Source organism: Nocardia sp. NPDC127579, from assembly GCF_042672005.1.
Taxonomy (GTDB): domain Bacteria; phylum Actinomycetota; class Actinomycetes; order Mycobacteriales; family Mycobacteriaceae; genus Nocardia.
In genome coordinates this window covers 49,714-74,049 of record NZ_JBHXVZ010000003.1, presented here as the reverse complement: position 1 = coordinate 74,049, position 24,336 = coordinate 49,714, and the positions used below count along the sequence as shown (strand labels likewise).

General features: G+C 67.4%; 23 protein-coding genes, 2 tRNA genes and 3 pseudogenes. 12 read left to right on the top strand and 16 right to left on the bottom strand.

Going from position 1 to position 24,336, the window contains the following annotated elements; all coding sequences use genetic code 11:
* Nucleotides 1-2 precede the first annotated feature (2 nt).
* Entirely contained in the window at nucleotides 3-281 is a 279-nt protein-coding gene (locus ACFVMC_RS12635; RefSeq protein WP_379209670.1) for a hypothetical protein, read from the top strand.
* Between the two features lie 198 nt (nucleotides 282-479).
* Nucleotides 480-1,226: pseudogene (locus tag ACFVMC_RS12630) on the top strand (recombinase family protein).
* A 659-nt stretch (nucleotides 1,227-1,885) separates the two neighbouring features.
* Here the strand turns inward: ACFVMC_RS12630 and ACFVMC_RS12625 are convergent.
* Together ACFVMC_RS12625 and ACFVMC_RS12620 are read right to left on the bottom strand one after the other, a co-directional pair.
* Nucleotides 1,886-1,970 (bottom strand) — tRNA-Leu (locus ACFVMC_RS12625).
* Nucleotides 1,971-2,089: 119 nt separating this feature from the next.
* Nucleotides 2,090-2,959: pseudogene (locus ACFVMC_RS12620) on the bottom strand (NAD(P)-dependent oxidoreductase); the annotation flags it as partial.
* A 133-nt stretch (nucleotides 2,960-3,092) separates the two neighbouring features.
* On the opposite strand from ACFVMC_RS12620, the gene ACFVMC_RS12615 reads away from it, so the two are divergent.
* Nucleotides 3,093-3,470 carry a winged helix-turn-helix transcriptional regulator gene (locus ACFVMC_RS12615; RefSeq protein WP_379209668.1) on the top strand — a complete coding sequence of 126 codons (378 nt, stop codon included), beginning with the start codon at nucleotides 3,093-3,095 and terminating at the stop codon, nucleotides 3,468-3,470.
* Between the two features lie 51 nt (nucleotides 3,471-3,521).
* Nucleotides 3,522-3,606, top strand: a tRNA-Leu gene (locus ACFVMC_RS12610).
* A 530-nt stretch (nucleotides 3,607-4,136) separates the two neighbouring features.
* Here ACFVMC_RS12610 and ACFVMC_RS12605 read toward each other — a convergent pair.
* The 4 genes from ACFVMC_RS12605 to ACFVMC_RS12590 are packed head-to-tail and all read right to left on the bottom strand — an operon-like array spanning nucleotide 4,137 to nucleotide 8,667.
* A complete protein-coding gene (locus tag ACFVMC_RS12605; protein WP_379209666.1) occupies nucleotides 4,137-4,619 on the bottom strand; it encodes a MepB family protein in 483 nt (160 codons plus the stop codon).
* An 8-nt stretch (nucleotides 4,620-4,627) separates the two neighbouring features.
* Nucleotides 4,628-5,308: a winged helix-turn-helix transcriptional regulator gene (locus ACFVMC_RS12600; protein ID WP_379209665.1), complete on the bottom strand. Its 681-nt coding sequence runs from the start codon at nucleotides 5,306-5,308 to the stop codon at nucleotides 4,628-4,630.
* A gap of 48 nt (nucleotides 5,309-5,356) precedes the next feature.
* Complete coding sequence (locus ACFVMC_RS12595) at nucleotides 5,357-6,403, bottom strand: hypothetical protein (protein WP_379209663.1); 1,047 nt, start codon at nucleotides 6,401-6,403, stop codon at nucleotides 5,357-5,359.
* Between the two features lie 5 nt (nucleotides 6,404-6,408).
* Nucleotides 6,409-8,667: an MMPL family transporter gene (locus ACFVMC_RS12590; protein WP_379209661.1), complete on the bottom strand. Its 2,259-nt coding sequence runs from the start codon at nucleotides 8,665-8,667 to the stop codon at nucleotides 6,409-6,411.
* 93 nt (nucleotides 8,668-8,760) lie between these two features.
* Here ACFVMC_RS12590 and ACFVMC_RS12585 point away from each other — a divergent pair, with 93 nt between their 5' ends.
* Nucleotides 8,761-9,237 (top strand): hypothetical protein, encoded by a 477-nt coding sequence (locus tag ACFVMC_RS12585; RefSeq protein ID WP_379209659.1) that lies wholly within the window; start codon nucleotides 8,761-8,763, stop codon nucleotides 9,235-9,237.
* A gap of 127 nt (nucleotides 9,238-9,364) precedes the next feature.
* Nucleotides 9,365-9,820 carry a nitroreductase family deazaflavin-dependent oxidoreductase gene (locus ACFVMC_RS12580; RefSeq protein ID WP_379210564.1) on the top strand — a complete coding sequence of 152 codons (456 nt, stop codon included), beginning with the start codon at nucleotides 9,365-9,367 and terminating at the stop codon, nucleotides 9,818-9,820.
* A gap of 3 nt (nucleotides 9,821-9,823) precedes the next feature.
* Here ACFVMC_RS12580 and ACFVMC_RS12575 read toward each other — a convergent pair whose 3' ends face one another.
* The 6 genes and pseudogenes from ACFVMC_RS12575 to ACFVMC_RS12550 all read right to left on the bottom strand — a co-directional run bounded on the left by ACFVMC_RS12575 (nucleotide 9,824) and on the right by ACFVMC_RS12550 (nucleotide 16,530).
* Nucleotides 9,824-10,489, bottom strand: a complete 666-nt coding sequence (locus tag ACFVMC_RS12575) for a TetR/AcrR family transcriptional regulator (protein ID WP_379209657.1) — start codon at nucleotides 10,487-10,489, stop codon at nucleotides 9,824-9,826.
* A 23-nt stretch (nucleotides 10,490-10,512) separates the two neighbouring features.
* Nucleotides 10,513-12,056, bottom strand: a pseudogene (locus ACFVMC_RS12570) (long-chain-fatty-acid--CoA ligase).
* 27 nt (nucleotides 12,057-12,083) lie between these two features.
* Nucleotides 12,084-12,995, bottom strand: a complete 912-nt coding sequence (locus ACFVMC_RS12565) for a short-chain dehydrogenase/reductase (protein ID WP_379209655.1) — start codon at nucleotides 12,993-12,995, stop codon at nucleotides 12,084-12,086.
* 16 nt (nucleotides 12,996-13,011) lie between these two features.
* Nucleotides 13,012-14,058: a PDR/VanB family oxidoreductase gene (locus ACFVMC_RS12560; RefSeq protein WP_379210563.1), complete on the bottom strand. Its 1,047-nt coding sequence runs from the start codon at nucleotides 14,056-14,058 to the stop codon at nucleotides 13,012-13,014.
* 13 nt (nucleotides 14,059-14,071) lie between these two features.
* Nucleotides 14,072-14,995 (bottom strand): metal-dependent hydrolase, encoded by a 924-nt coding sequence (locus tag ACFVMC_RS12555; protein ID WP_379209653.1) that lies wholly within the window; start codon nucleotides 14,993-14,995, stop codon nucleotides 14,072-14,074.
* Entirely contained in the window at nucleotides 14,992-16,530 is a 1,539-nt protein-coding gene (locus tag ACFVMC_RS12550) for a flavin-containing monooxygenase (protein ID WP_379209651.1), read from the bottom strand. Before ACFVMC_RS12550 ends, ACFVMC_RS12555 begins: the two co-directional genes overlap by 4 nt.
* A 267-nt stretch (nucleotides 16,531-16,797) precedes the next feature.
* Here ACFVMC_RS12550 and ACFVMC_RS12545 point away from each other — a divergent pair, with 267 nt between their 5' ends.
* Nucleotides 16,798-17,040 (top strand): hypothetical protein, encoded by a 243-nt coding sequence (locus tag ACFVMC_RS12545; protein ID WP_379209650.1) that lies wholly within the window; start codon nucleotides 16,798-16,800, stop codon nucleotides 17,038-17,040.
* Between the two features lies 1 nt (nucleotide 17,041).
* Here ACFVMC_RS12545 and ACFVMC_RS12540 read toward each other — a convergent pair whose 3' ends face one another.
* A complete protein-coding gene (locus tag ACFVMC_RS12540; RefSeq protein WP_379209648.1) occupies nucleotides 17,042-17,428 on the bottom strand; it encodes a winged helix-turn-helix transcriptional regulator in 387 nt (128 codons plus the stop codon).
* Between the two features lie 68 nt (nucleotides 17,429-17,496).
* Here ACFVMC_RS12540 and ACFVMC_RS12535 point away from each other — a divergent pair, with 68 nt between their 5' ends.
* Complete coding sequence (locus ACFVMC_RS12535; protein ID WP_379209646.1) at nucleotides 17,497-18,150, top strand: nitroreductase family protein; 654 nt, start codon at nucleotides 17,497-17,499, stop codon at nucleotides 18,148-18,150.
* Nucleotides 18,151-18,156: 6 nt separating this feature from the next.
* Here ACFVMC_RS12535 and ACFVMC_RS12530 read toward each other — a convergent pair whose 3' ends face one another.
* Nucleotides 18,157-18,870 (bottom strand): NAD-dependent deacetylase, encoded by a 714-nt coding sequence (locus tag ACFVMC_RS12530; protein WP_379209644.1) that lies wholly within the window; start codon nucleotides 18,868-18,870, stop codon nucleotides 18,157-18,159.
* A 48-nt stretch (nucleotides 18,871-18,918) separates the two neighbouring features.
* On the bottom strand, nucleotides 18,919-20,262 hold the full coding sequence (locus ACFVMC_RS12525) for a serine/threonine-protein kinase (protein ID WP_379209642.1): 1,344 nt from the start codon (nucleotides 20,260-20,262) through the stop codon (nucleotides 18,919-18,921).
* A gap of 102 nt (nucleotides 20,263-20,364) precedes the next feature.
* On the opposite strand from ACFVMC_RS12525, the gene ACFVMC_RS12520 reads away from it, so the two are divergent.
* Together ACFVMC_RS12520 and ACFVMC_RS12515 are read left to right on the top strand one after the other, a co-directional pair.
* Complete coding sequence (locus tag ACFVMC_RS12520; RefSeq protein ID WP_379209640.1) at nucleotides 20,365-21,507, top strand: BTAD domain-containing putative transcriptional regulator; 1,143 nt, start codon at nucleotides 20,365-20,367, stop codon at nucleotides 21,505-21,507.
* Nucleotides 21,508-21,559: 52 nt separating this feature from the next.
* Nucleotides 21,560-21,889 (top strand): peptidoglycan-binding protein, encoded by a 330-nt coding sequence (locus ACFVMC_RS12515; RefSeq protein ID WP_379209638.1) that lies wholly within the window; start codon nucleotides 21,560-21,562, stop codon nucleotides 21,887-21,889.
* Between the two features lie 339 nt (nucleotides 21,890-22,228).
* Here ACFVMC_RS12515 and ACFVMC_RS12510 read toward each other — a convergent pair whose 3' ends face one another.
* The gene (locus ACFVMC_RS12510) at nucleotides 22,229-23,044 is read right to left on the bottom strand and encodes an alpha/beta fold hydrolase (RefSeq protein WP_379209636.1); all 816 of its coding nucleotides are present in this window, start codon (nucleotides 23,042-23,044) and stop codon (nucleotides 22,229-22,231) included.
* Nucleotides 23,045-23,121: 77 nt separating this feature from the next.
* On the opposite strand from ACFVMC_RS12510, the gene ACFVMC_RS12505 reads away from it, so the two are divergent.
* Both ACFVMC_RS12505 and ACFVMC_RS12500 read left to right on the top strand, forming a co-directional pair.
* A complete protein-coding gene (locus ACFVMC_RS12505; protein ID WP_379209634.1) occupies nucleotides 23,122-23,694 on the top strand; it encodes a TetR/AcrR family transcriptional regulator in 573 nt (190 codons plus the stop codon).
* A 162-nt stretch (nucleotides 23,695-23,856) separates the two neighbouring features.
* Nucleotides 23,857-24,231 carry a hypothetical protein gene (locus ACFVMC_RS12500; protein WP_379209632.1) on the top strand — a complete coding sequence of 125 codons (375 nt, stop codon included), beginning with the start codon at nucleotides 23,857-23,859 and terminating at the stop codon, nucleotides 24,229-24,231.
* The last annotated feature ends 105 nt before the right edge of the window (nucleotides 24,232-24,336 follow it).

Here is a 24,336-nt window from a genome sequence, read left to right as displayed (position 1 = left end):
CGATGGGTGAATGGTATAAAGGTCGATATTTTTCAAACCGAGAGGAACTCGGATTGCCGCCGCTGAGCCAGGAGGAGCTGGACGACGCCGCAGCCAAGTTCGCCGAGTTCAATCGGCAGCGTGATGCAGTCCGGCCCGAGGACCGTGTCCAGCTCTCCGACCGGTTCGGTGCTCATGATTTCGATTGGGACGACGAGAACTACCATCCTGACGGCACCCCGAAGAAGCCAGGCCTCAAACCGCGCCGAGCATACCTTCCAGGTCGAGACGACCGCGACTGAGCTCGAGGCGGAGACACCTGATTCCGCGCGAAATCGGTCGAACAGACCGGAGTCCCGAAGGCTCTAGCGCCGGAACGCATCTGTGCGGCCTCCACAAGTATCTGGACCCCCTATGCCAGGCTGTCTTCAGGCTGATGCTCCCACCCGTGCAACTCTTGACTGAGGTTCGGATGCTCGTGCGGTCTGCCGCGCCTCCGCATGGCGCGGAGATGTTCGAGGCCGAGAGTTGGTCACGGTCAAGGCATCGGAATCCGGGGCGGTGAGGACGATCAAGCGCGGACCACACTGATTGTGTGGGTGCCCGAGGTCGGAGGCCCGATCGACCCGGATTCCGAGGCCCGCGACTTGATCATGTCGGTCTTCGGTGGCCTGTCCAAAGGCGAACGCAACCGGATCAAGATCCGCGTCCGCGCCGCCACGGCCGAAGGCCGCTACCTCGGCCGCCCACCGTTCGGGTACCAGCTCGTCGATGCCGGGCCGCATCCCAATCCCGGCAAAGCCGCGGACGGCATCCGGCTGCACCGGCTGGGAATCGCCCCGGTCACTGGGCCTGTCGTCCAGCGCATCTACGCCGAATACCTGGGCGGGATCGGCGTTTTCGCGATCGCGCAGCGGCTGTCTGCCGACGGCATCGCGTGCCCGTCGGCCTATGACCGTCAGCGCAACCTGCATCGGTGCGCTGTCGCATGGTCCAAGAGCGCGGTGCGCACGATCTAGACCGACCCGCGCTATACCGGTCACGAGGTCTGGAACAAGCAGCGTAAACAGGAATCGTTGATCGATGTCGAGGATGTCGCGCTCGACCACCCGACCAAGCTGACGTGGAACCCGAAGGGCGAGTGGGTCTTCTCCGATCAGCCCGCGCACGAAGCACTGGTCAGCGTCGAGGACTTCGAGAAGGTCCGCCTGCGGGTTGGCCTCGCACGGGCCGCGCTCGACCGGTAGAGAGGTCCGTGGCAGCCACCCCTACGCCTTCCGAGGGTTGATCCTGCACGAAGCCTGCGAACGGCGAATGCAAGGCGCATGGAACCACGGCCGCGCCCATTACCGCTGCCGGTATCCCTCGGAATACGCACTCGCCAACAACCTGGATCACCCGTTCGCGGTGTATCTGCGTGAAGACCAGATCATCGGCCAGGTCGATGCCTGGCTGGCCGAGGTATTCGCCTCCGACCACATCGAGGAAACCCTGGCACAACTGGAAAACGTCCAACCCGCCAGCCGCACAGACGCTCTGGACTCGGCCCGACGTTCGCTGGCCGCCTACGACCAGAAACTCCTCCGCCACCGCGCCGCGCTGGAATCCGGTGCCGACCCCGAACTCATTGCCCAGTGGACCCGCGAGGTGCAGAAGGAACGAGCACTCGCGGTCGAGCAGATCGCCACCCTGGAAGCGAAATCGCAGCCCATGCGGCGGATGAGCAGACAGGAGATCCGGGAGATGGTCGACAATCTCGGCGGCTTGCTGACGATCTTGCAAAGTGCAGACCCTGCGAACAAGCACGAGGTGTATCGTCAACTCGGCCTTATACCGACCTTCAACCACGAAAAGCGGGTGGTCTTGGCAGAAGCTTCGCCAAAACCACCCGTGGGTGTACTGGTCGTGTCCGGAGGGGGACTTGAACCCCCACGCCCGATAAAGGGCACTAGCACCTCAAGCTAGCGCGTCTGCCATTCCGCCACCCGGACCGGTGTGCTCAGCAAGGTTAACGGATGTGTCGGCTGGGACCAAATCGCCCGGCGGGTGGTGGCCCGCCGGGCGGATTCGGGCCGGTCAGCGACGTGGTTCGGGGTCGGCCGACCAGGGGTCAGCGCAGTTCCTCGAACGTCCGCTCGAAGGCCAGGGCCCCGTGGCCGGCCGCGACCTGACGGTCGACGAGGTTCTTGATCGGGGCGACCACGTCGAGGGCGACGCCCGCGTCCTGGCTGGCGCGCACGATGGCGTCGAGCGCGGCCTTCTGGAACGCGAGGTGCTGGACCTCGGTGGTGTAGTCGCCGGATTCGATGATCCGGCCGTACTCGGGGAGCATCTGGGACATGGCGCCGATCCAGGCGGCAGCCCGGTTGCCGAAGTCCGCGACCGATCCGCCCGTCGACGAGACCATCGCCGCGGCGTGCATGAACCCGGTGAACATCGCGTACATATTGGCGAGCAAGGCGAAATCGTAGGTCGCCGCGAGACCTGCGTCCGCACCGAAGAACTCGGCGGTGCCGAGCAATTCGAGGGCGGCGAGGTTGCGGTCGAATACCTCGCGCGAACCGCTGTAGAGCAGGGACGAGCCGGGCTGGCCGATCATCGGGGGCACGGCCATGATGCCGCCGTCGAGGTAGTCGATGCCGTGTTCGGCCGCCCATCGCGCCAGTTCTCGGGACTCCTCGGGGGCGGTGCTGGTGAGGTTGATCAGCTGGCGGCCGCGCAGGTCGCCCACCAGCGGGTCGAGGACCGTGTGCACCGAAGCGTGATCGAGCAGGATGGCCACGACGACCTCGCTCGCCCGCACCGCCTCCGCGGCCGAGCCTGCTGCGGTGGCGCCTGCGGCGACGAGGTCGGCGGCCTTGCTCGCGGACCGGTTCCACACCGTCGTCGGGTGGCCGCCCTTCACGAATGCCGAGGCCAGGGCCTGGCCCATCGCGCCGAGACCGAGAACTGTGACTGTGGTGTCCGCCATCGCGGGTGTCTCCTTCGTTGCTGGTTGTCAGGTGGTCAGCGCGCTGGAATCAACCGTGCTCGAAGGCCGTTGTCCGGACAAGTACCTACTATTTGGTCGGGTACTGACAAATGGGTGTGTGAACAGGTAGAGAGGTTGTGGCGTGAGCGCGAAGAGATCCGGACCATACTTCTGCGGGATCGACGCCGCCATGGACGTCATCGGCGGCAAATGGAAACCGCTGATCCTGTGGGAGCTCGAGGAGCACGGCGTGCGCCGCTTCGGTGAACTCCGCCGCGGTCTGCCCGGCGTCTCGGAGAAGATGCTCATACAGCACCTGCGCGAACTCGAAGAGGACGGCATCGTCAGCCGCGAGGTCTACCCGGAGATCCCACCGCGCGTCGAATACGAACTCACCCAACTCGGTTCGGCCCTCAACGCCGCCCTCGCGCCCCTCGGCGTCTGGGGGCGCGCCCGTATCGACCGGATCGGCGCCGACCGTGTGCACGTCACCACGGCGATTGGCGCCGAACCATCCTGATTGTCTATAGTTCTCAAGCGCAGTTGATCTTGATCGACCGCACATCCACCGGTCCGGGTGGCGGAATGGCAGACGCGCTAGCTTGAGGTGCTAGTGCCCTTTATCGGGCGTGGGGGTTCAAGTCCCCCTCCGGACACAACTCATCACAGATGCCGTTGCGCTGCAACAATATTCGACCATGGCACGGTTGTATACGCCTGCGACGGTCGCAGTCCCCGAAGCTCTGTCACAAATCTGCAAAACCTGAGTCGCTGGTAACAGCTGTTCAGCGGAAAGCGCTCGGCGACACGGAGCACGACATGGTTTGGGTGTCGATATCGATGAGATCCCTGAGCAGGGCGGACACGACGTCGGTGTGGAACCACCGAGCACAATATCTGCTCGGTAGTCCAGCCAGGTTTGCGTCGACAGTACCGGTCCTCCTCCTCGATCTGCGCTGCCTGCGTGGGTCCACGTCGAGAGATACGCCTGGAGGTTTGTTGCGGCGTGGTGGACGCGATCGGCGGCCGAGCAGTGCTCGGAGGATTGTCGGTTGTGAGACATCGGCGGTCGAATTGAGCGCGGAGACGTTCTTGTCGCGCGGGTAGGGGCCGCCGTCGAACACCTCGACTTGGCCCCCGTGCCCTGGTCGCTTGGACCCTCGATAGCGGCCGAGATCCGCAGGTATCAATCGTCGACGACTCGCGCTGCGTAGAATTCGAGCTGCCACGACTGTGTTCGCCGGGCTTGATCACTTGTCACGGCGGCCCATGGCGGGTAGACCCGGAAGCCGCGCTTACCGCCGATCCCGTTGCGCGAAACGATATCTCGCCGCACCAATGCTTCCTGTGGGAAGACGAAGTACCCGTGATTCTCGCCATCGGCGACGCTGATCACGAAGTACCGAATTCGATCCTCGACATCGAACGGACGAATGGGCCCCTCGCTAGAGCGTTGCCAGACTGTGACGAACTGGCCCGGTTTCGTGGGTGTCGTCTTCGCGATACGGAATCGAACCGGCGCGCCGTCGACCGAGAAGGCGAACGCTCCGTAGTCCGCGCTTTCGGGTTCGGCGATCGGGGCTGTGCAGATTTGCCTGTCTCCCCACAACAGTTCCCGGGCCGCTTCGAGTTCTGTCGGCAGTCCGGCATCCCAGCCCGCGCTTGTCACCGTGCCATCTACTCCGCGGTGATCCGAACCCGGTCCGGAATCCGATCCGGAAACACCTGGAACAGCTTCGTCAGTGCGTCGGGATCGCCGTCGACGGTGACGCGGCCGGTGGTGATCGCCTCGGACAGGGCCAGTCGGCCGGCGCTGATGTCGATCACAGTGCCCGGATCCGTGGCCACCGTGGCGTCGAATCGGTCCAGAGGGCCCGGTCGGACCGTGACTTCTCGAGAGCTGGCCCGCAGGTAGGCTTCGGTTTCGCCGAGGCGGAACCGGTAGGTGTAGTCCGTTTCGGCGAGGGCGTCGCGGTCGATCAGTTGCGCGATGAAGCCGAGGGCCCATTCGGCGCGGTAGGGGTCGCCGGGGTTCTGCGCATCGGCGCGGTGCCGCGCGCCCCACAGCACCAGCGGCAGCAGCGCTTCCGCCAATTCCGTTCCCACAGTGGTCAATTCGTAGACGGTTGTGGCGGCAGGTGGCGGCAGGTGGCGTTGGGCGATGATGTCGTCGTCTTCGAGCTGGCGCAGGCGCGCCGCGAGCAGGCTGGAACCGATGCCGTCGAGGGCGCCGGCCAGGTCGGTGTAGCGCTTGGGGCCGGACATGAGCTCGCGTACGAGCAGCAAGGTCCACCGCTCCCCTACGACGTCCAAGCTCCACGCGAGGCTACAGAACTGGTTGTATGCACGTCGAGCCATCCCACCAGCCTACCAACCAGGAATGTTCTGGGAGTGCACGGTTCTTTTTCATGTCAATGACTCGATTTCGGCTCGGTCGACAATGTCGATTCCGACGTCCTTGAATTTCCGGTCGAGTGCGGAAAGGCTGAATATTTCCTCTGGATTGACACACCCGGTGAGTCTCGCCGCCAGCGGACTGTCCAGCAATGCCGACCCGAACACGTGGGCTGCCCTGGCCGCATGCAGATACCCGCCGGCGCATTCGATGGTGCGCTCGGCGAGGCGGTTGCCGCGCGCCGACACGGCGGCCCAATGCATGATGGGCTCGCTACTCGGCTGCGCCGGCGCCGATCGACGGCCGAACAGGAACGGCGCTCTGGGCACCTCCGACAGCAATCCGAGCGGGTTCAGGGCGACCACGAGATCGTGCAGCAGCTTCTGATCGAAGTACGCGAAGCTGTGGACATTTCGGCCCCCGACGGTGTCCAGCAGCCAGGCGCGCTCGCGCTCGGCGAAGCCGAAACACGTTGTCGCGCCGACCGGATCCGGCAGGTTCAGGCGGATGGCGTGATGGCGCGGTGACCGCTTGGTGTAGACGCCGTGCCGACCTATGGTTGTCAGATTCTCGTGCACGCATCCGACGCCGGCGCGGCCGCTCATTCCGCTCGCGGGCAGGCACATCACGAATTCGATGGTGTCCGATTCCGGATGACGCGCGAGCAGGTCGGCGAGGACGAGGTTGCTGACCCCCGGCGCCAACCCGGCGTTGAGCACGACGGCACCACGATTCCGCTGCCGCGCCGCGCGAATTCGCAGTGCGCGAGCCGCGCTCACCGGCACGGACGCCAGCGTGAGCACGCGGCCACCATTGGCCATGGCCCAGTGCTCCGCGGCCAGGTCGTCGTCGGGGACGGTGTTGACGGTCAGGTCGGCTACTTGGATCGCGGGACCGAGGGTTTCCGGTCGCGCGAGATCGAACGGCACCGAGCCGGGCAGATCGCGCTTCCTGCGGGTGCCGCGCAGCACCCGCCAGCCCGCCTCGGCGAAGACCGAGGCGACCGTGGATCCCAGCACTCCGTCCGCACCGGCGACGAGTACCGTTGGACCGCTCATCGGATTCATACCAGCTCCTTCGTCTCGACCAGTTCCCGCTCTGCCGGGAGCATCTCGGTTTCGGTCCATCCCCAGCGGTCGTGCCAGCGCCGCAGCGGACCCGGCGCCCACCAGTTCGCGCCACCGGCGAGTTTCATGAACGCGGGAATGAGCAAGGTGCGCACCAGGAACGCATCGACCAGCACGCCGAGGGTGAGCCCGACGCCGAGGGCGCGCATGAACAGCACCTCGCCCGCGCTGATCCCAACGAACACGATGACCATCACCAGGGCCGCGGCGGTGACGATCCGGCCGCTGCGCGCCATCCCGAAGGCCACCGAATGTTCGTTGGCGCCAGGCCCTTTGCCGGATCGCAGCCATTCCTCGCGGATCCGCGACAGCACGAACACCTCGTAATCGATCGCGAGCGCGTAGGCGATGCACGCCAGCAGCGGCGGCACGAAGGCGATGGTGCCGTAGCCGCCGCCACCCGCGGTGCCCAGCGCACCGAGGTGACCGGACTGGAAGATCCACACCACGACTCCGAGCGCGGCCGCGAGCGACAGCACGTTCATCACCAGCGCTTTGATCGGCATGAGCACGCTGCCGGTCATGAGGAACATGAGCACCAGCGTGATCGCGGCGACCAGGGCGGCGACCAGCGGAATCTTGTCGGTGATGCCGGCCGAGTTGTCCAGATTCCGCTGCGCGATCCCGCCGAACAGCGTGGGCGCGGGCGCGGGTACCGCGTGCAGCGCGGCCAGCTGGTTCTTGCCGCCGTCGGTGAACGGGTCCCTGGTGGTCGACACCGTCAGGTAGGCGGCATCGCCTTCGAGGGCGGCGCCGAAGGTCGCGGCGCTGACCGGCCGGCCTTGCGCGTACAGGCCATTCGGGCCCGCGACCCGGGTGACGTCCTCGACCAGCGACAGCTCCCGCGCGTACTCGGCGACCGCACCGGGCGAGGTCACGCCCGCCGGGATGACGATCACGACATTGCCGGTGACGTTCTGCTGCTGGAATTCCGATCGCAGGAGATCACCGGCTTGGCGCGACATCGTCGACGACGGCAGGATCCGGTCGTCGGAGTAGCCGAGCTCGATGCCGAGGAACGGCGCGCCGAGCCCCAGCAGGATCGCACCGCCGACCAGGACGACCGGCACGGCACGGCGCATCGAGAAGATCGCCGCTCGATACCAGAATCCCTCCTCGGGACGACGCCCTGGCCGACCCAGCCGACGCGCGATCGGCTCACGGATATCGAGCGCGTCGATGCGCGTTCCCAGCAGGACGATCAGTGCCGGAGCCAATATCAAAGCCCCGACCAGCGACAGCGTGACCGCGATGACGCCGCCGTAGCCCAGCGACCGGAGCATGTACTGCGGGAACACCGTCAGCGTCGCCATGGTCAGTCCCATGGTCAGCGCCGAGTAGGTCACCGTGCGGCCCGCGGTGTTCAGCGTGACCACCAACGCTCGTTCCGGTGGGAGGCCACCGGCGAGTTCTTCGCGGTAGCGATTGACGATGAACAGGGTGTAGTCGATGGCCAGGGCCAGACTGAACGCGGTGGTCAGGTTCACCGCGTAGATCGAGACGTTCGTGAAGAAGTGGATGGTCCACAGCGACGCCAGGGTGCCTGCGATGGCGAAGACAGCGACCAGAAGCGGTAGCGCCGAGGCGAACACACTGCCGAAGATCCAGACCAGCGCCAGGAAGGTGAACGGGATCGCGATCGCCTCCATGAGCAGCAGGTCGGCCCGGGAGCGGTCCTGTGCCTCCCGGAACGCCATCGCCTGGCCGCCCGCGGCGACCGTGACGCCGTCCGCGGTGCCGACGAATCGCGCGGCCAGTTCGTCGGCCCGGGCCGGGGCCGAGGTGTCGTCGCCCGCGATCTGCGCGGCCACCAGCCCGGTCCGCCGATCGCCGCTCACCAGTGCGCTGTTCAGCTGGGGCGGGACGGTCCAATACGAAATGACCTGCCGCGCATGGGGAGAGCCTCGCAGGGCCGCGACGATCGCCTGACCGCGATCGATCGCCGCCGGACTGTCGACGCCTTCCGACCCGGTCACCGTGAACACCAGCGACGATCCCCCGGCCTGGAAGGTCTGCTCGAGTATCTGCTCGGCCCTGGTGGATTCGGCGCCGGGCTCGTCGAAGAACCCGCCGGAGGGCAACTTCCAGGTGGCGGGCGCCGCGTAGACGCTCGCCACGACGACGAACAGCAGGGCGCCGACCACGATGCGCCGCGGGTTTCGCAGGACCAGTCCGGCCAGGTCGGTGAGCTTCATTCGGATCCGTTCGCCGATTTCTACAAATCTTTTTGCAGTTTCACTGTATGTTTTTGAAGTAAATTAGTCCAGAGCGAAACGGAGAAGATTCCCATGCGACCTCTACCGGCGATCACCGCATTCCTGACCTGCGCGGCCCTACTGAGCGGATGCGGAACCGACCGGCCACCGTCGACGACGTCCACGGCAACCAGCAAGGACTGCTCGCAGAACGGCAAATATCCGCCCTCGCCGACCGTCGATCAGCTGACCGGCCTGCTCCAGCGCGGCCTCGACCCCGACGTCCCCGCCGCCGACAAGATCGATCTGCTCCAAGGCGGCGCGGGCGACCCCGAATTGTTCAACCGCATGATTCCCGCGCTACAGCAGGCAGACTTCGGCGTCACCATCGACGGTGTCACCGACTACTGCAACGGCACCGCCAATGCCGCTGCGACACTGAGGTTCTCGGGCCAGACCAATGAAAGCCAGGTGCCCCTGGCCGCCGAGGACGGCCGCTGGAAACTCGATCGGCTCTGGACGTGCGCCCTGGCCACCAACTTGCAGCAGACCTCGCCCATCTGCCCGTAGCCGGTTCGCACACCGATACCCGGCGAACCCTGGCGCGATCGCGAGATATCGACCATACAGATGGTCGCAGTTGTATGGTCTGTGGGTGACCGCGATACCGCCACGCCCGAAGCAGCTCGATTCTCCGATGCTGCCGACGATCTTCAAACACGTTGGCAGAGCACAGGTGTGGATCTATCGACGCACCAGCGGACGTATCGGCGGCAAATGGCGGATCGGCGCGGGATTTCGGCGGCCCGTGCCGACCCTGCTGCTCGAGCATCGCGGGCGCAAGTCGGGCACCGAGTACACCACTCCCCTGCTGTTCATCCGCGACGGCGACAACACGGTGATCGTCGCGTCACAGGGTGGGTTGCCCAAACATCCGCAGTGGTATCACAACCTGCGAGCCGCGCCCGATGCCCACATCCAGATCGGCCGCGATCGTTTTCCGGTCCATGCCGCCACCGCGGACGCCGAGCAGCGTGCGCGACTGTGGCCGCTGCTCGTCGCGGCCTTCGCCGACTTCGACACCTACCAAGCCTGGACCGACCGTGAGATCCCCGTCGTCATCCTCCGCCCCGGCCATGCGGCGGAGGACTGACGGTCATTCCGGTTCGGCGAGGCGTTGCGAGCCGGATCGGGCATCGGAGATGTTCTCGATGATCCGGGCGACGTGTTCGTCGAAGCGCGACCGCTCCAGGGTGGCGACGCCGGTGAAGATCGGGCGGTACAGGAAGGCGAGGGCGCCGAAGATCGCGGTCGAATTCAACGCGATATCGGTTTCGTCGGCGCCGGGGGCGCCGAATCCGTCGGAGGCCAGTGTCGCCGCGATCGGGGTGGTGAACTCGGCGATGAGTTCGTCGCCGCGATGCGCCAGCGCGGGCGTGGCCAGGGACTCCACGAAGATCACCCGGCCGCGGCGCGGATCGGCGGTCAGGTAGTCGCCGAAGGCGCGGACCACGCGACGGACCCGATCGGCGCGATCCGCGGGAGCCTCGGCGAGCGCGGCCAGCAGGGTTTCCCGCGCACCGAACACCACCTCCTCGAGAACCGCGACCATGAGATCCTCGAGATTGGTGAAGCTCTCGTAGAAGTAGCGCTCGGTCAAGGCGGCCTCGCGGCAGACCGCACGCATCGAGATCTCCACGGCGCCAACCGTTCCGAGCAGCTCCAGCCCGGCGTCGAGCAGTTGACGCCGGCGGGTGGCGGCCCGCTGTTCCGGGTCGATGCCACGCCACCGTCGTTTCGTCGCTTCCTGCGTCGTCTCCATGCGGGCCACCCGCACGACGATACCTAGTTGACCCCTCGGCCCGATCCGGCCCAGTGCTTTTCCCGCAGCTCACGCTTGAGCACCTTGCCCGCACCCGACACCGGCAATGCCGCCACGAGTTCGAGGCTGCGCGGCGCCTTGTATCCGGCGATGAGTTCCCTGGTGTGCGCGCGGAGCTCGGCGAGTTCGACCGTCGTGCCGGGCGCGCAGACGACGACCGCGTGCACTCGTTCACCCCATTCCGGATCCGGCACGCCGATCACCGCGCAGGCAGCGACATTCGGATGGGCGGCGACGGCGTTCTCCACCTCGGCGGAGTACACGTTCTCCCCGCCGCTGACGATCATGTCCTTGATCCGGTCGACGATGTAGAGGTAGCCGTTCGCGTCCAGGTAGCCGCCGTCGCCGGTGTGCATCCAGCCGTTGCGGACGGCGGCGGCGGTGTCCTCGGGCCGGTTCCAATAGCCGAGCATCACGTTGCCGCCGCGCACGATCACCTCGCCGACCCCGCCGGCGGGCAGCTCGCGTCCGTCCGCGTCGACGACGCGGACCTCCGCGTGCGACACGGCACGTCCGGCCGAGCGGAGGCGCCCCGCGCGATGGTCGTCGGGGCCGAGCAGAGTGGCGATCGGCGCCAGCTCGGTCATGCCGTAGGCCTGGGTGAACGAGGCTCCGGCGAACACTGCCATCGCGCGAGCCAGCACAGCTTCGGAAATGGGCGAGGCGCCGTAGATGATGCCGCGCACACTGCTCAGGTCGTAGGCGGCGACGTCGGGATGGTCGGCGAGCAGCTGGATCATGACCGGCACCAACAACATGTCCGTCACACGGTGGGTCTCGATCGCGGTGAGGACGGCGAGCGGATCGAACATCGGCACGATCACATGACCGCCACCGAGCAGCAGCTGCGCGTACCAGGTGGTGAGATCGGCGAGATGGAACATCGGCGCGGCGTGCAGCGACGAGCTGCCCGGCCCCATGAGATATCCGGTGGCGATCGCGCCCAGCGTGGCCGTGGTCAGGTTGGCGTGGCTGAGCATCACGCCCTTGGGAAAGCCGGTGGTACCGCCGGTGTAGAAGATCCCGGCGAGTTGGTCGCCGCCCCGGCGCGCGTCCTCGACGGGTTGACCCGAGGCGACGAGATCTTCGTAGCCGAGCGTGTTCTCGGGTGCCGGGCCGTCGCCGCAGTGGATGACCGTCCGCAGGCCCGGGTATTCGTGTGCGATCGCGGGCAGCATCGGAGCGAACGCGTCGTCGACGAACAGTACGGTGGTGCCGGAGTCGGCCAGCGAATAGCTGATCTCCTTGACGCTCCAGCGAATATTGACCGGGTTGAGCACCGCGTCGGCCCACGGGACAGCGAGTAGATACTCGCTGAGCGATCGGAGTTCAGCGCCAGTATCGCGACTCGATCGCCGCCGCCGACCCCGAGTCCGCGTAGCGCTCCGGCCAGCCGCGCTACTCGGTCGGCCACCTCGGCGAAGGTTCGGGTGCGATCACCGAAGGTCGTCATGACGTGATCGGGTATCTGCTGCACCGAGCGATGCAGTCCCTGCGTGAGGTACATGGGCGAGAACTCCTGGTATTGGAGGGGTCAGTGGTCCGTGCGGGCCGCGTCCCGCGTTTCGAGGTCTTCGATCAGTGCGTGGATCCGCTTGTCGCGGGACAGGATTCCGTCACCGAGCGCGGCGATCTCGCCGCGCAGCAGCGACCAGATCCGCCAGACCGAGGGGGCCACGGTGACACCGGCCCGGCGCTCGATGCCGTCCACGACGCCGCGCGCGGCGTCGTCGGCGCTGATCCGGCGGCGAAACACCGGCGGCAGCAAGGACTCCAGGGCCTGTCCGGCCGGATCGTCGTCGAGCGTGGCGCGCGCCAGCCGGGTGTCGACCAGGCCGAAGTAGGCGATGCCCGCGCTGGCGCCGTACGCGGCGAGTTCGAGCCGCAACGCGCGTCCGAGTTGTTCGACGCCGGCCTTGCTGATCATGTATGCCGCGCCGCCCGGACCGGGCGCGAACGCCGCGCACGACGACACGACCACGATATGGCCCTTGGCATCGATCACCGCGTCCGCGGTGGCGTGCACGGTGTTGAAGACACCGGTGAGGTTGATGTCGAGGACGCGTTCGAAGGCAGCGGGCTCGATGCGCCGCAGCGTCGCCGGGGGTGGGGTGACTCCGGCGTTCGCGATGACGAGGTCGATGCTCCCGGACCGCTCGCGTGTGTGCCGAACGGTGTCGGCGAGCGCGGTGCGGTCCCGGACGTCGGCCTCGACGGTGACAGCGGCCGCGCCGAATTCGCTCGCGGCGTCGCGCAACGCGGTGGCGTCGACGTCGATCAGGACCACGCGGGCGCCACGGCGAATCAGTTCCCGGGCCAGGGCCCGGCCGATCCCGTCTCCGCCGCCGGTGATCAACGCGACTTTTCCGCGCACGTCGAATCCGGCTCCGCGCTGCGCCAAGCCCGCGGCGAGATCCCGCAGCGTGGCGGTGATCGTCGTTGTCATTCGTCTGCTCCTGGGGTCAGAGGTCCAGCGTCAACGCCGCGCCGTCGGCGCGCGATACGCAGATCAACATGCTGTTGTCCCGCTCCCGCTCCGGGAGGAGCGTGTCGCGATGCCGCACGCCGCCGTCGAGCACCCGCACCTTGCAGCTGCCACAGAACCCCTGCTGGCAGGAGTACGCGATACCGGGCAGTTCGCGCCGAATCGCCTGGAGCGCACTCTCGTCCGCGGCCACCGCGATGGTCTTGCCGGTGCGCTGGAGTCTGATCTGGAACGGTGCGCCGTCGACGACGGGCAGCGGTGCGAATCGTTCGGTGTGCAGCGACGCGGTCGGGTTCAGATCCCGGACGAGTACTCGCGCCGCGGCCATCAGCGGGGCCGGCCCGCACAGATAGATCGCTGCTCCCGGCTCGGCCAGCGGCACGATGGTCGCGATATCGGGTGGCCCGAACAGGTCGTCGGTGCGGACGTCCACCTCGCCCCCGCGGTATCCCACCAGTTCGTCGACGAACGGCATGCTGACCCGGTCGCGCCCGAGATACACCAGCCGCCAAGGGATTCCGCGCAGGGAGGCGGAACGCACCATGGGCAGGATCGGCGTGATGCCGATGCCACCGGCGACGAACAGGTAGGACGACGCGTCGATCTGCCGAAACGCGTTGCGCGGACCTCGGATTCGAACGGCGGCACCCGGGGTCAGCTCGTGCACCTCACGAGATCCGCCACCGCCGTCGGCGATTCGCCGCACCGCGATGCGGTAGGCGCTCCGGTCGGCAGGATCTCCGCACAGCGAGTACTGCCGCTGTTTCCCCGACGGCAGGAACAGATCCAGGTGGGCTCCAGGGTGCCACTCCGGCAGCCGGGCGCCGTCGGCGGCCGCGAGCGTCACCGAGACGACATCGTCGGCTTCGACGCGGACGGACCGCACGACCATCTCGACGTCGAACCCGGTCCAGCGCACCGGCTTCGGCCGCGACAGCACCGCCGCGGCGGGACTCTCCGCGAATACCCGGCGATAGGCGGCGCCCATGGCGTCGAATGCGCGCATCGTGCGCGAGGGCTGCATGACGGTCACGCCCTCACCCCGCGCTCTCGGCGTTGGCCGCCGGGGACTGGGCCAGATACCTGATCGCGGCGTCCATGCTGCCCAGCTGCGAGGGATGGAATTCGGGGTCGAGGTATTTGGGGATCTCGGTGACGAAGATCGACGCCTTGGGGATGACTCCCCGGCGCGAAGCGCTGAGCAGTTCGAACAGCCACCATCGGCGCCGAGGCCGCTGCGGGTCGTTCAGGTACAGGTAGCGTGCCGAGCTGACGAACAGCACGGCCAGGGTGAGACTCCCCAGCAGCGCGGTGCGGACTCGGCGCGCGTAGCTGCCGTCGACATACATGAAGGCGTCGAAGGCGACATTGCGGTGCTCGACTTCCTCGGCGCCGTGCCAGCGGATCAGATCGAGCATGGTCGGATCCATGCCCTTCTCCTCCAGCACCTGCTGGTTGAGCAGCCATTCGCCGACCACGGCGGTGTAATGCTCCATGGCGGCGAACAATCCGAGCCGCTCACTGAGCCAGGCTCGGCGAGCGCGTCCGGTCAGACCGTGGTCACCGAGGATCCGGTCGACCATCCATTCCATCTTGCGGGCCATCGGCTCGACATCGAGGCCGAGTTCGGCGAGATGGCGCCGCGCGCCTTCGTGGGAGGCGGCATGAGTGGCCTCCTGGCCGACGAAGCCGACGACTTCCTCGTAGAGGCGCTGGTCGTCGATCAGCGGAAGTGCTTGCGCGAGCGCCTTGGACATGGCGTGCTCGCCCTCGGGCAACACCAGGTGCATCACGTTGATGATGTGCGTGGCCATGACTTCGCCGGGGATGTAGTGCAACGGCACTGCGGACCAATCGAATTCGACGTCGCGGGCGGCGATGACATGGGCCTCTTCGTCATAGCGACGTGCGCCACGCGGGTCGATGACGGGGGTGCGGCCGAAACTCCGCAGAATACTCATCGGGGCGTGCTCACTTCCCGGACGGCACTGTCCGTTTGCTTTCCCGCGGTACGAATCTCGAATTCACCGAGCCTCGCGCGGCGAGTGCGTCTCTGGTATTGGCGGCTGAACCCGGGATAGAAGACGAAGTTCCGGCCCGAATCGTCGATGTAGTAGCTGCTGCATCCCCCGGCGTTCCAGACCGATCGTCCGAGCCCCTCCTCCATCTCCGCGACGAAGGCGTCCTGCACGTCCGCGCGGATGTCGACGCTGGTCAGCGCGCGGCGCTCCATCTGCCGCAGCACGCTGATCACGTAGGCGATCTGGGCTTCGATCGTCACCACCTGGGAGGTGTAGGTGACCGAGTTCGGGCCGAGCATCATGAAGAAGTTCGGGAAACCGTGCACGACGGTGCCGAGGTAGGCCTTGGCGTTGCCGTTCCACACCTGGTCGAGTGGTCGTCCGTCCCGGCCCCGGAAGCGAGCGAAGACCGGGTGGTCGGTGAGGCGGAATCCCGTGCCGAGCACGATGGTGTCGACCGCGCGGAACGCGCCGTCGGTCGTGACGATGCCGGACGGGGTGATCTCCCGGATGCCGTCGGTGACCAATTCGCTGTTGGCCGCCGCGAGGGCCGGGTAGTAGGTGTTGGAGAAGGTCGGCCGCTTGCATCCGAAGGAGTAGCCGGGGGTCAATTTCGCCCGTAGCGCGGGGTCGCTGATCTGCCGGCGCAGATGCGCGCGGCCGACTTGTTCGGCGGTGCGCAGCAGCGCGGGACGCCAGACCAGCCCGGGCACCAGCGCTTCCTGAACCAGGTCCAGGCTGGTGCGCGCGAGTCGCTGTGCCAGCGGCAGACGTTCGAACAACCGCTGTGGTCGTCCGGACATCGGCCGGTCGGGGTGCGGCATGATCCACGTCGGGGTTCGTTGGAACACAGTGAGTTTCGCCGCGCGGGGTTGCAGGCGCGGAATGATCTGGACGGCGGAGGCGCCGGTGCCGATCACCGCGATGCGCGCACCGTTCAGGTCGTGGTCGTGATTCCATTCGGCGGTGTGCACGACCTGGCCGCCGAAGGTCTCCAGGCCGGGGATGGCCGGGCGCGCCGGGGCGCTGAACGGGCCGAAGGCCCCGATCAGGATCTCGGCTTCGAAGTCACCGCGGCTGGTCGCCACGCGCCACCGCTGCGCCGCCTCGTCCCAGGTGGCATCGAGCATGTCGTGTTCGAGGCGCAGCCGATCGCCGATACCGAAACGCTCGACGCACTCGCGCAGGTAGTTCTTGATCTCGGGCTGCAACGGATACAGCCGGGTCCAGGCCGGGTTGGGCGCGAACGAGAACGAGTACAGGATCGACGGGATATCGCATTGGGCGCCGGGGTAGGTGTTGGCCTGCCAGGTGCCGCCGACCTCCGCGGCGCGTTCGATGATCACGAAGTCGCGGATGCCGGCCAGGTCGAGTTGGATCGCGGCGCCGATACCGCCGAATCCCGCGCCGATGATGGCGACGCGCACCCTGGTGGTTTCGATCTTCGAAGTGGGAAACGTCGTTGTTTTCCGCATGTGGAAAGCCTCCTCGCTGCTCTTCCGGGAGTCAGCGTATTTCTGACATCACTTGCTGTCAACAGCAGTCGATGTCAACTTTGTCGCGAGCGGTAACACCGAACAGGCCCATACGCACATGTGGGTTCACACAGACCGGAGCCGGTCGCCACTGGAATGCCTCCAACAAGCGCATCGATCACAGCGGACGCGACGAGGGGCCGGTTACAGTGAATCGAATCCGGCAGGCCGATCCGGGTTTCGTATTCCATGCAAGGGAGCATGCGTATGACGGCCGTCTCGAACTCGCTCGCCGAGTACCGCGTGAGCCGCGCTGAACTCACCCACCGGGTCGTCGTCTCGTTCAGCGCGTCGCATCCCGGCTCGGAGCTGGTGCTCGAGTTCGCCGCGACGCCGACCGAGGCCGACGAATTCGCTTGCGCCGCAAGGCGTACCGGCCTGCTGGTCACGGTGGACCGCCGGGTGAGCGCAGACCTGCGCCCACTGCCCTGCCGCAGCCTGTGGCACTGAACTACCCGGTCTTCGAAGCCACCGCGGCCCGGGCCCGTTCGATCTCGTTGATGTGGGTCTCGGTCCATTGCCGCAGGGCGGCGATGGGTTCGGCCAGGCTCCGGCCGAGCGCGGTGAGGTCGTACTCGACCCGTGGCGGAATGGTCGGGTGCACCGTGCGGGTGATGAACCCGTCGGCTTCGAGGCCGCGCAGGGTCTGGGTCAGCATCTTCTGCGAGACACCTTCGATGCGCCGGCTCAGATCGGTGTAGCGCATGGTGCCGTGCAGGAGGGAGTCGACGACGAGGACCGTCCACTTGCCTGCGATGTGGTCGAGCACCTGGCGCGTCGGGCATTTCGCGGAGTAGGCGTCGGCCGGCAGTCCGGAGGATTCCACCACGGTCGTCATATAAGGAGAGTAACGCACTAATTAGTGCCCTCTTCCGAATAGAGAGTGACGCACCAATAGTTAGTGTCATGATTCAGACACTCTCCGTCGCGGAAGCGATCCGCACTCGCCGCACCGTCCGCCACTACCGGCCCGATCCGATCCCCGCGGCCACGCTGTCGGCGCTGCTCGAACTCGCCGTCGAAGCGCCCACCAGCTGGAATCTCCAGGACCGATCGATCGTCGTCGTGGCCGGCGACGAAGGCCGCGAAGGACTCACCCGGGCCACCGGCGGGCAGCCGCAACCACAGGAAGCGCCCGTCGTCCTGGTCTTCGTCGCCGAACCGCAGTCCTGGCGCGCGGATCGCGCCGATATCTACGATCAGGCCCGGCGGAGCGGGGCCTGGAGCGACGAGTTCATCGACGCGTTCGCCGCGGCCTCGGCGGAATTCCAGACCGATCTCGACAAGCGCGGGCTACTGCGCGAATACGCGGTCAAGGACGCGATGATCGCGGCCTCGTTCGTGATGCTCGCCGCCACCGAACTGGGCCTGGCCACCTCGCCGATGAACGGCTGGGACGAGGACAAGGTGAAACAGGTGATCGGGATCGAGGATCGCGACGACCTGGCCATCGCGCTGCTGGTCTCCGTCGGCTACCCGGCCGAGGAGCGGATCCATCCGGGTCGGCGCGCCCTGGAACACACCGTCTTCTACGAGCGGCGCGCGCCCGGAGTGCGCTGAGGCCCGCTAGCCGACGTGTTCGACGAGGCGGGGCAGCAGGGCCGGGAGGGCGCGGGCGGCGGTGTCGCGGATCGATTCCGTCACGGTCGGCGACAGCGGGGTATCGTCCGGGTTGACCTCCACCACCGGGATGCCCTGTTCCAGCGCGGCCGAGGGCAGCGCCGCCACGGGGTAGACGATGCCCGAGGTGCCGACGACCACCACCACCTGCGCCCAGGCGATGGCTTCGGCCGCGGCATCCCACGGCCCCTCGGGCAGCGCCTCACCGAACCACACCACGCCCGGACGGATCCGCCCGCCGCACGCGCAGTGCGGCGGGTCGAGCGCATCGACGGGCTCGGCCAATGCCGGGAGCGGCTCGAGGTAGGCCGCGGCGCAAGTGTCACAACGGAATTCGAACAGGCTGCCGTGCACGTGATGCACCGTCGTGCTCCCCGCCCGCTCGTGCAGATCGTCCACGTTCTGCGTGATCACCCGCACGTCCGCCGACCGCTGCCACTCGGCCACGGCACGGTGCCCGGCATTCGGCTGGACCGAACGGGCCAGGTGATGTCGCCACAGATACCAGGCCCACACCACCTCGGGTTGCCGCGCCCACGCCTGCGGACTGGCCAGCTCGGCCGGATCGAACCGCTCCCACAACCCCGTCTGCGCCTCTCGGAACGTCGGCACACCGCTCTCCGCCGACATTCCCGCCCCGCTCAAAACCGTCACCCGCATGCCGCCAACCTATCCACCTCCGCCCCCGGCGCAAGCGAATAACATCCCTCAGGGCAGGGGGATCCGCGCACACCCGACCTGGTTGCCGCCGGCGTCGTAGGTGGGCCAGAGCATGGCGGCGGAGGTCTTGGGGCCGAAGACACCGTCCTGGTCGACATTGCTCGCATCCTGGACGTAGCGCAGGTCCGCTTTCGTGCCCTCACCGTAAATACCTGTGCCATCGGCATTCTCACGCTGATAGCAACCGCGCAGTGCGGTGTGCAGCACGACGACGCCCTCGATCGGTTCGGCGAACCGGCCCTGCTCCCCGGACCGGGAATCGATCAGGGACAGGATGCAGATCCGGGAACCGTCCCGGGTGCTCGGCACGATCGCATGCGAGCCGTCTCCCACCGGGACCTCGACCGAGAAATGGCAGCGCCCACTGATCAGGCCGGGGATGGTGGTCGCGGACGACGTCCCCGGCACCTCGCCGTTCGGGCTCGCCCGCAAGGCGAGCGACAGCGCTGTCGTGAGCAGCGCGGCGGCGACCAGCGCGGCCACGAGCCCGCGTCGATGCCGAGTGGCCCGGCGCAAGATCGCCGCGCGGCCCGTCGATCCGCGCAGGGTGGCCGCGGCGGCCGTGGCCAGTTCACCGCAGCTCGCGTATCGATCGGCCGGGTCCGCGGCCGTCGCCTTGGCGATCACCTCGCGCATCGCGGGCGAGACGCGATCGGTGTCGGTGCCGGGCAGCGCGCTGGGCTGCCGCCCGGTGAGCAGCTCGTAGAGGGTGACGCCCAGGGCGTGCACGTCCGCGGAATAGTCGACCGGCAGCCCGGCCCGCTGCTCCGGCGGCGCGTAGGGCGCGGTGTAGGCCCAATAGCCCGTCATCGTGCGGGTACTGTCGGTCTCGGTGCTGCGCGCGATGCCGAAGTCACCGACCAGGACCCACTCCGCGTCGCCGTGATCGGCGGCGAGAAAGATATTGGCGGGCTTCACATCCCGGTGAATCACCCGATTGCGATGCGCGTGGTCCAGGGCTTTCGCCGCCTCGGCGATGAGGCGCACCGCCCGCTGCGGCTCGACGCCGTCGGGATTTGCTTCGATCAGTCCGGCCAGATCGCCGCCCGGCACGTACTGCATGGCCAGCCACAACACGCCGCCCTCGTCGCCGAACCCCTTGACGTCCACGATGTTCGGATGTTGCAGATTGGCCGCCAGTTCGGCCTCGCGCCGGAACTGCGCCGCGTACACCGGCCGGCTCCGGGGGTCGCGCATGACCTTCAGCGCCACCTTCATCGACACTTCGGGATCCTCGGCCAGATACACCGTGCCCATGCCCCCGGTACCCAGACGGCGCTCGATGAGGTATCCGGCGAAGATCGATCCACTCGGCAGCTCATTCGCACACACCGGCCCCTGCACCTCCTCGGGCGGTCGTCTTGCAGCGAGAATAGTACTCCGGAAAGAACTTTCGCATATGCTGAAGCAGTCGCCGCCCAGCGGGAGGATGCGGTGGAATCTACTGGACCGGCCATGGATCTGCGGGTGCTCGGGCCGGTTCGCCTGCTCGTCGACGATACCCCGATCGCCCTGCCCGGCACGAAACTTCGCGCCCTGCTCGCCGTGCTCACGGTGAACCGGCGCCGAGCCGTGACCAGAACCGCTCTGCTGCGCTCGATCTGGGAGCGGGATCCGCCGATCCGTTCGCACGGCGTCGCGTACAGCTGCGTTTCGACGCTGCGCACGGTCCTGCACGGTGCCGGAATCGACGATCGCGCAGTCCTGCGCACCGTGCCCGGTGGATACCTGCTCGATATCGCGGACGACGACTGCGATATCGGGCGCTTCGAGACCGCCTGTGCCCGTGGCCACCTCGCCACCTCGGCCGGCGACTCGGCCCAGGCCGCGCTCCACTTCGCCGAAGCGCTGGCACAGTGGAGCGGTGAGGCCGCCGCCGACCTGCGTGAACTCGGCTTCGCCGCCAACTTCGCCACCGACATGGCCGAACGGCGGACCAAGACCCTCGCCGACCGCATCGGAGCCGAGATCGACTGCGGCGCAGACGGTGCCGTGATCGGCGAGCTGACCGCGCTCACGCGCGAACACGCCTTCGACGAACGCATGTGGCGGCTACTCGCCACCGCGCTGTATCGAGCCGGGCGCCGAGCCGACGCGCTCGATGCCTTCCGGAGCCTGCGTCGCGCGCTGCGGGACGCCGGGATGAGTCCGGATCCGGCCACCGCGGCCCTCGAAACCGCGATCCGCGATCAGCAGCCGCTGTCGAGCGGAAAACCCGTGCGCGGCACCACCGTTCGAGAAGAGCCGAGAACCCGGCATTCGGCCTGGCTGCGGATCGGCGATGCCGCGCCGGTCCTGATTCCCGCCGCCGGACTGGCGCTGGGCCGCGAGATCGGCAACGACGTGGTGATCGACGACTCCCGGGTCAGCCGCCGGCATGCTCGCGTACTGCCTCGCGGCGGCGACATCTTCGTCCGGGACCGGGATTCGGCGAACGGCGTCTTCGTCAACGGCGTGCCGATCACCGTCGACACCCTGCTTACCGACGGCGACGAGATCCGGATCGGCGCAACGACAGTCGTCTACGAAGTGCGCACCGAAGAAAGTCCGGAGAACACCCGAAGCGGCCCTTTCTAACTTCAGCGGTGGGAGAACTCTCCCGCACCGCACGATATTCAAGGGGACCTCGATGAAACTCCGCTCTCTGCTCGCCGCCTCCACCTGCGCCGCCGCACTGCTGCTCGGCGTGGCCGCACCCGCCGTGATCGCCGCCCCGGCGCAGCCGATCGCCTACGGCTGCGACTACACCTCGAACCGGCCCGTCCTCGCGCACGGCAGCGCGGGCGAGGCCGTGAAGCAGGCCCAATGCCTGCTCTTCGCCAAGGGCTACGACCCCGGCTACATCGACGGAAAGTTCGGCGATCTCACCGCGAGCGCGGTCTATCTGTTCCAACTCGACTCGGGCCTGAACACCGACCGCATCGTCGGCCCAGACACCTGGGCCGCGCTCTACGGGTGACACCGCGTCGCCGGCACCGGCGTCTCGCCCCGCGCTGAACCCCTGACCGGCATTCGCGGTCAGGGGTTCACTACTGCCCCGGTCGGCGAATTCCGCCTCGCCCCGGGCGTCGGGGTGCCGCGATCAACCGTGACCCCACCGCGTCATCGCGTCGCGAACGCTCGACATCGGTGTGATCGAAGCGCAGGCCCATAGCCGATAGAGCATCGGGTAGAGGCGTGCTTGCCACGCGATACCGCGTCCGGTCGCCCCGATCGGCAACCGGGCCAGCACCGCGAATAACGAGCCGCCCGGCAGATTCGAGCATCCGCTGCGGCACCGGATCGACCAATCGCGGCCTCACCGCGCGGCCCCGGGTTCGACACGGCGCGAGAGCGATTCGAGGAACGGAAGGGTCAGTGCGAGGAATTCGGCGGGCGCACTGGCGAACACGACGTGACCGGTGGGCAGCGAGTGGAACTCCGCGTGCGGCAGCCGTTCGGCGACCGAACGGCCGTAGGGCAGCGGTGCCACGACATCCTTCGCGCCCCAGATGATCAGTGTCAGCGCGGTCAGTTCCGCTGCGCGGGAACTGAGATCGGCGGCCGGCGTCGCGAAGCTGCGCCACAGGGCGGCGGCGACGGCCGCGCCTGCCGCCGAGGCGGCCCGCGTGGCGACGGCGTCGGTGATGACGCGGTCTCCAGCGTGCCGCGGGCGCATATAGGCGCGGACCAATCTCGGCAGCAGGCGGCGCGTCACCGCGGGAACGCCGAGTAACCGGAAGTACCCGCGCAGGAACGGATTGAGCGCGGCGAACCCTCCGGTATTGACCAGGATCAGTCCTGCGACTTGCTCCGGCCGGGAGAGGGCCAGTCGCGCGGCCGCGTATCCGCCTACCGAGTTGCCGATCAGGACCGGGCGGATCAGGCCGAGTCCGTCGACGATGTCTTCGAGGGTGTCGGCCAGCAGGGGTGCGGTAACCTCGGCGGGGTTTTCGGAGCGGCCGTGCCCCGGCCAGTCGACGGCGATGACGCGATGATCTCGCGCCAGCGGCGCGATGATGGCGTCGAAGTCGTGACTGTCGTGGAGGTTGGCGTGCAGCAGCACAACAGGCTGTCCGGTGCCGATGTCCCGGTAGGCGACGCGGCCGCCGCGGGTGTCGATCGATGTGTCCATGGCGATCCTCTTCCGAATTTCATTGACCAACTGGTCGGTCAATGAGAACTGTACGCCCCCATCCCGAAGGAGTCCCGATGTCAGCGAGATCCGGATCCGGCACGCAGCGCGCCGCGGCGGCCGCGCGTACCCGAGAAGTGCTGATAGACACGGGTTTCCGACTGGCCGAGACAACGCCACTGAACAAGCTGAGCGCCAATGCCGTGGTAGCCGAGGCAGGCGTCTCCAAGGGCACCTTCTTCCACCACTTCCCCACTCGCGCCGACTATCTCGTCGCCCTGCACGACGGTTTCCACGACCTGCTGGAGCGGGAGATCAGCACCGTGATCGAGGGCATGGCACCGGGCACGGACCGCCTGCTCACCGGCTCGATCGCGTATCTCGATGTGTGCCTGCGCAATCGGGGCGTCCGCGCACTGCTGGCCGACGCTCGCGCCGAACCCGATGTGATCGCCTCGGTGCGTGCGCGCTCGGAACGGACGGCAGAGTTGTGCGTCGCGGATTTCCAGGAGCTCGACACCTCGTACCCTCGCGAGAGCGCCCGCCTGTGGGTCCGGCTGGTGGCCGAGGTCGCACTGCTGGAGGTGATAGCCGGCGGACCGGACGCGGGCCTGCGCGCGGCACTCGGCGAATTCGCGCGGCGGCCGTGATCGCGCCGAATCGAATTCCGGCAGAGAAAGTCGCTATAAGTTCGCCAAGTCGGTTTCGGTCAACGTTCCATATCGAAATCCGTACGCGGCGTCGCGATCACCTATGGTCGAATTCGTGAATTGATCGGCACTTTCGGATCGGCTGCGGAAGGAACCTTGGCTATGAACGAAAGAGGAGATAGTTCGCTACAGGGTTACCACCGAGCGGTGCGAGTTCCGATTCGACGACCGGTTCGGGTGGTGGATCTCCTCACCGGGGCAATGGTGCTCGCCATGGCCGGGCTGGCCATGCTGGGCCCGGTGATCGCCGGTGTACTGATCTATCGCAACGGCGCCGCGCCCGAGGGCACCGCCGTGACCGCGTCGCTGGTGCTGGCGGTGATCGCGGTAGCGGTCACGCTGGTCGCAGCCGCGGCGATGGGCGCCGTGGCCTGGCGGCGGATGCGTCGTCGCCGCCCGCCGATCGTCGAACGCCCACGGCGTCAGCCCTATCCGCAGGGATACGGCCGGGTCGCCACCCGCACCGCCGGAGCGTAGGGCTCGGCAGCGAATCGATTTCCCCTCGCAGGACAAACCACGTTTCGGCAGGCATGCAGGAGGAGAAACCATGAGAATTTCCGCACTGTGGGTCCAGCTCTTCGG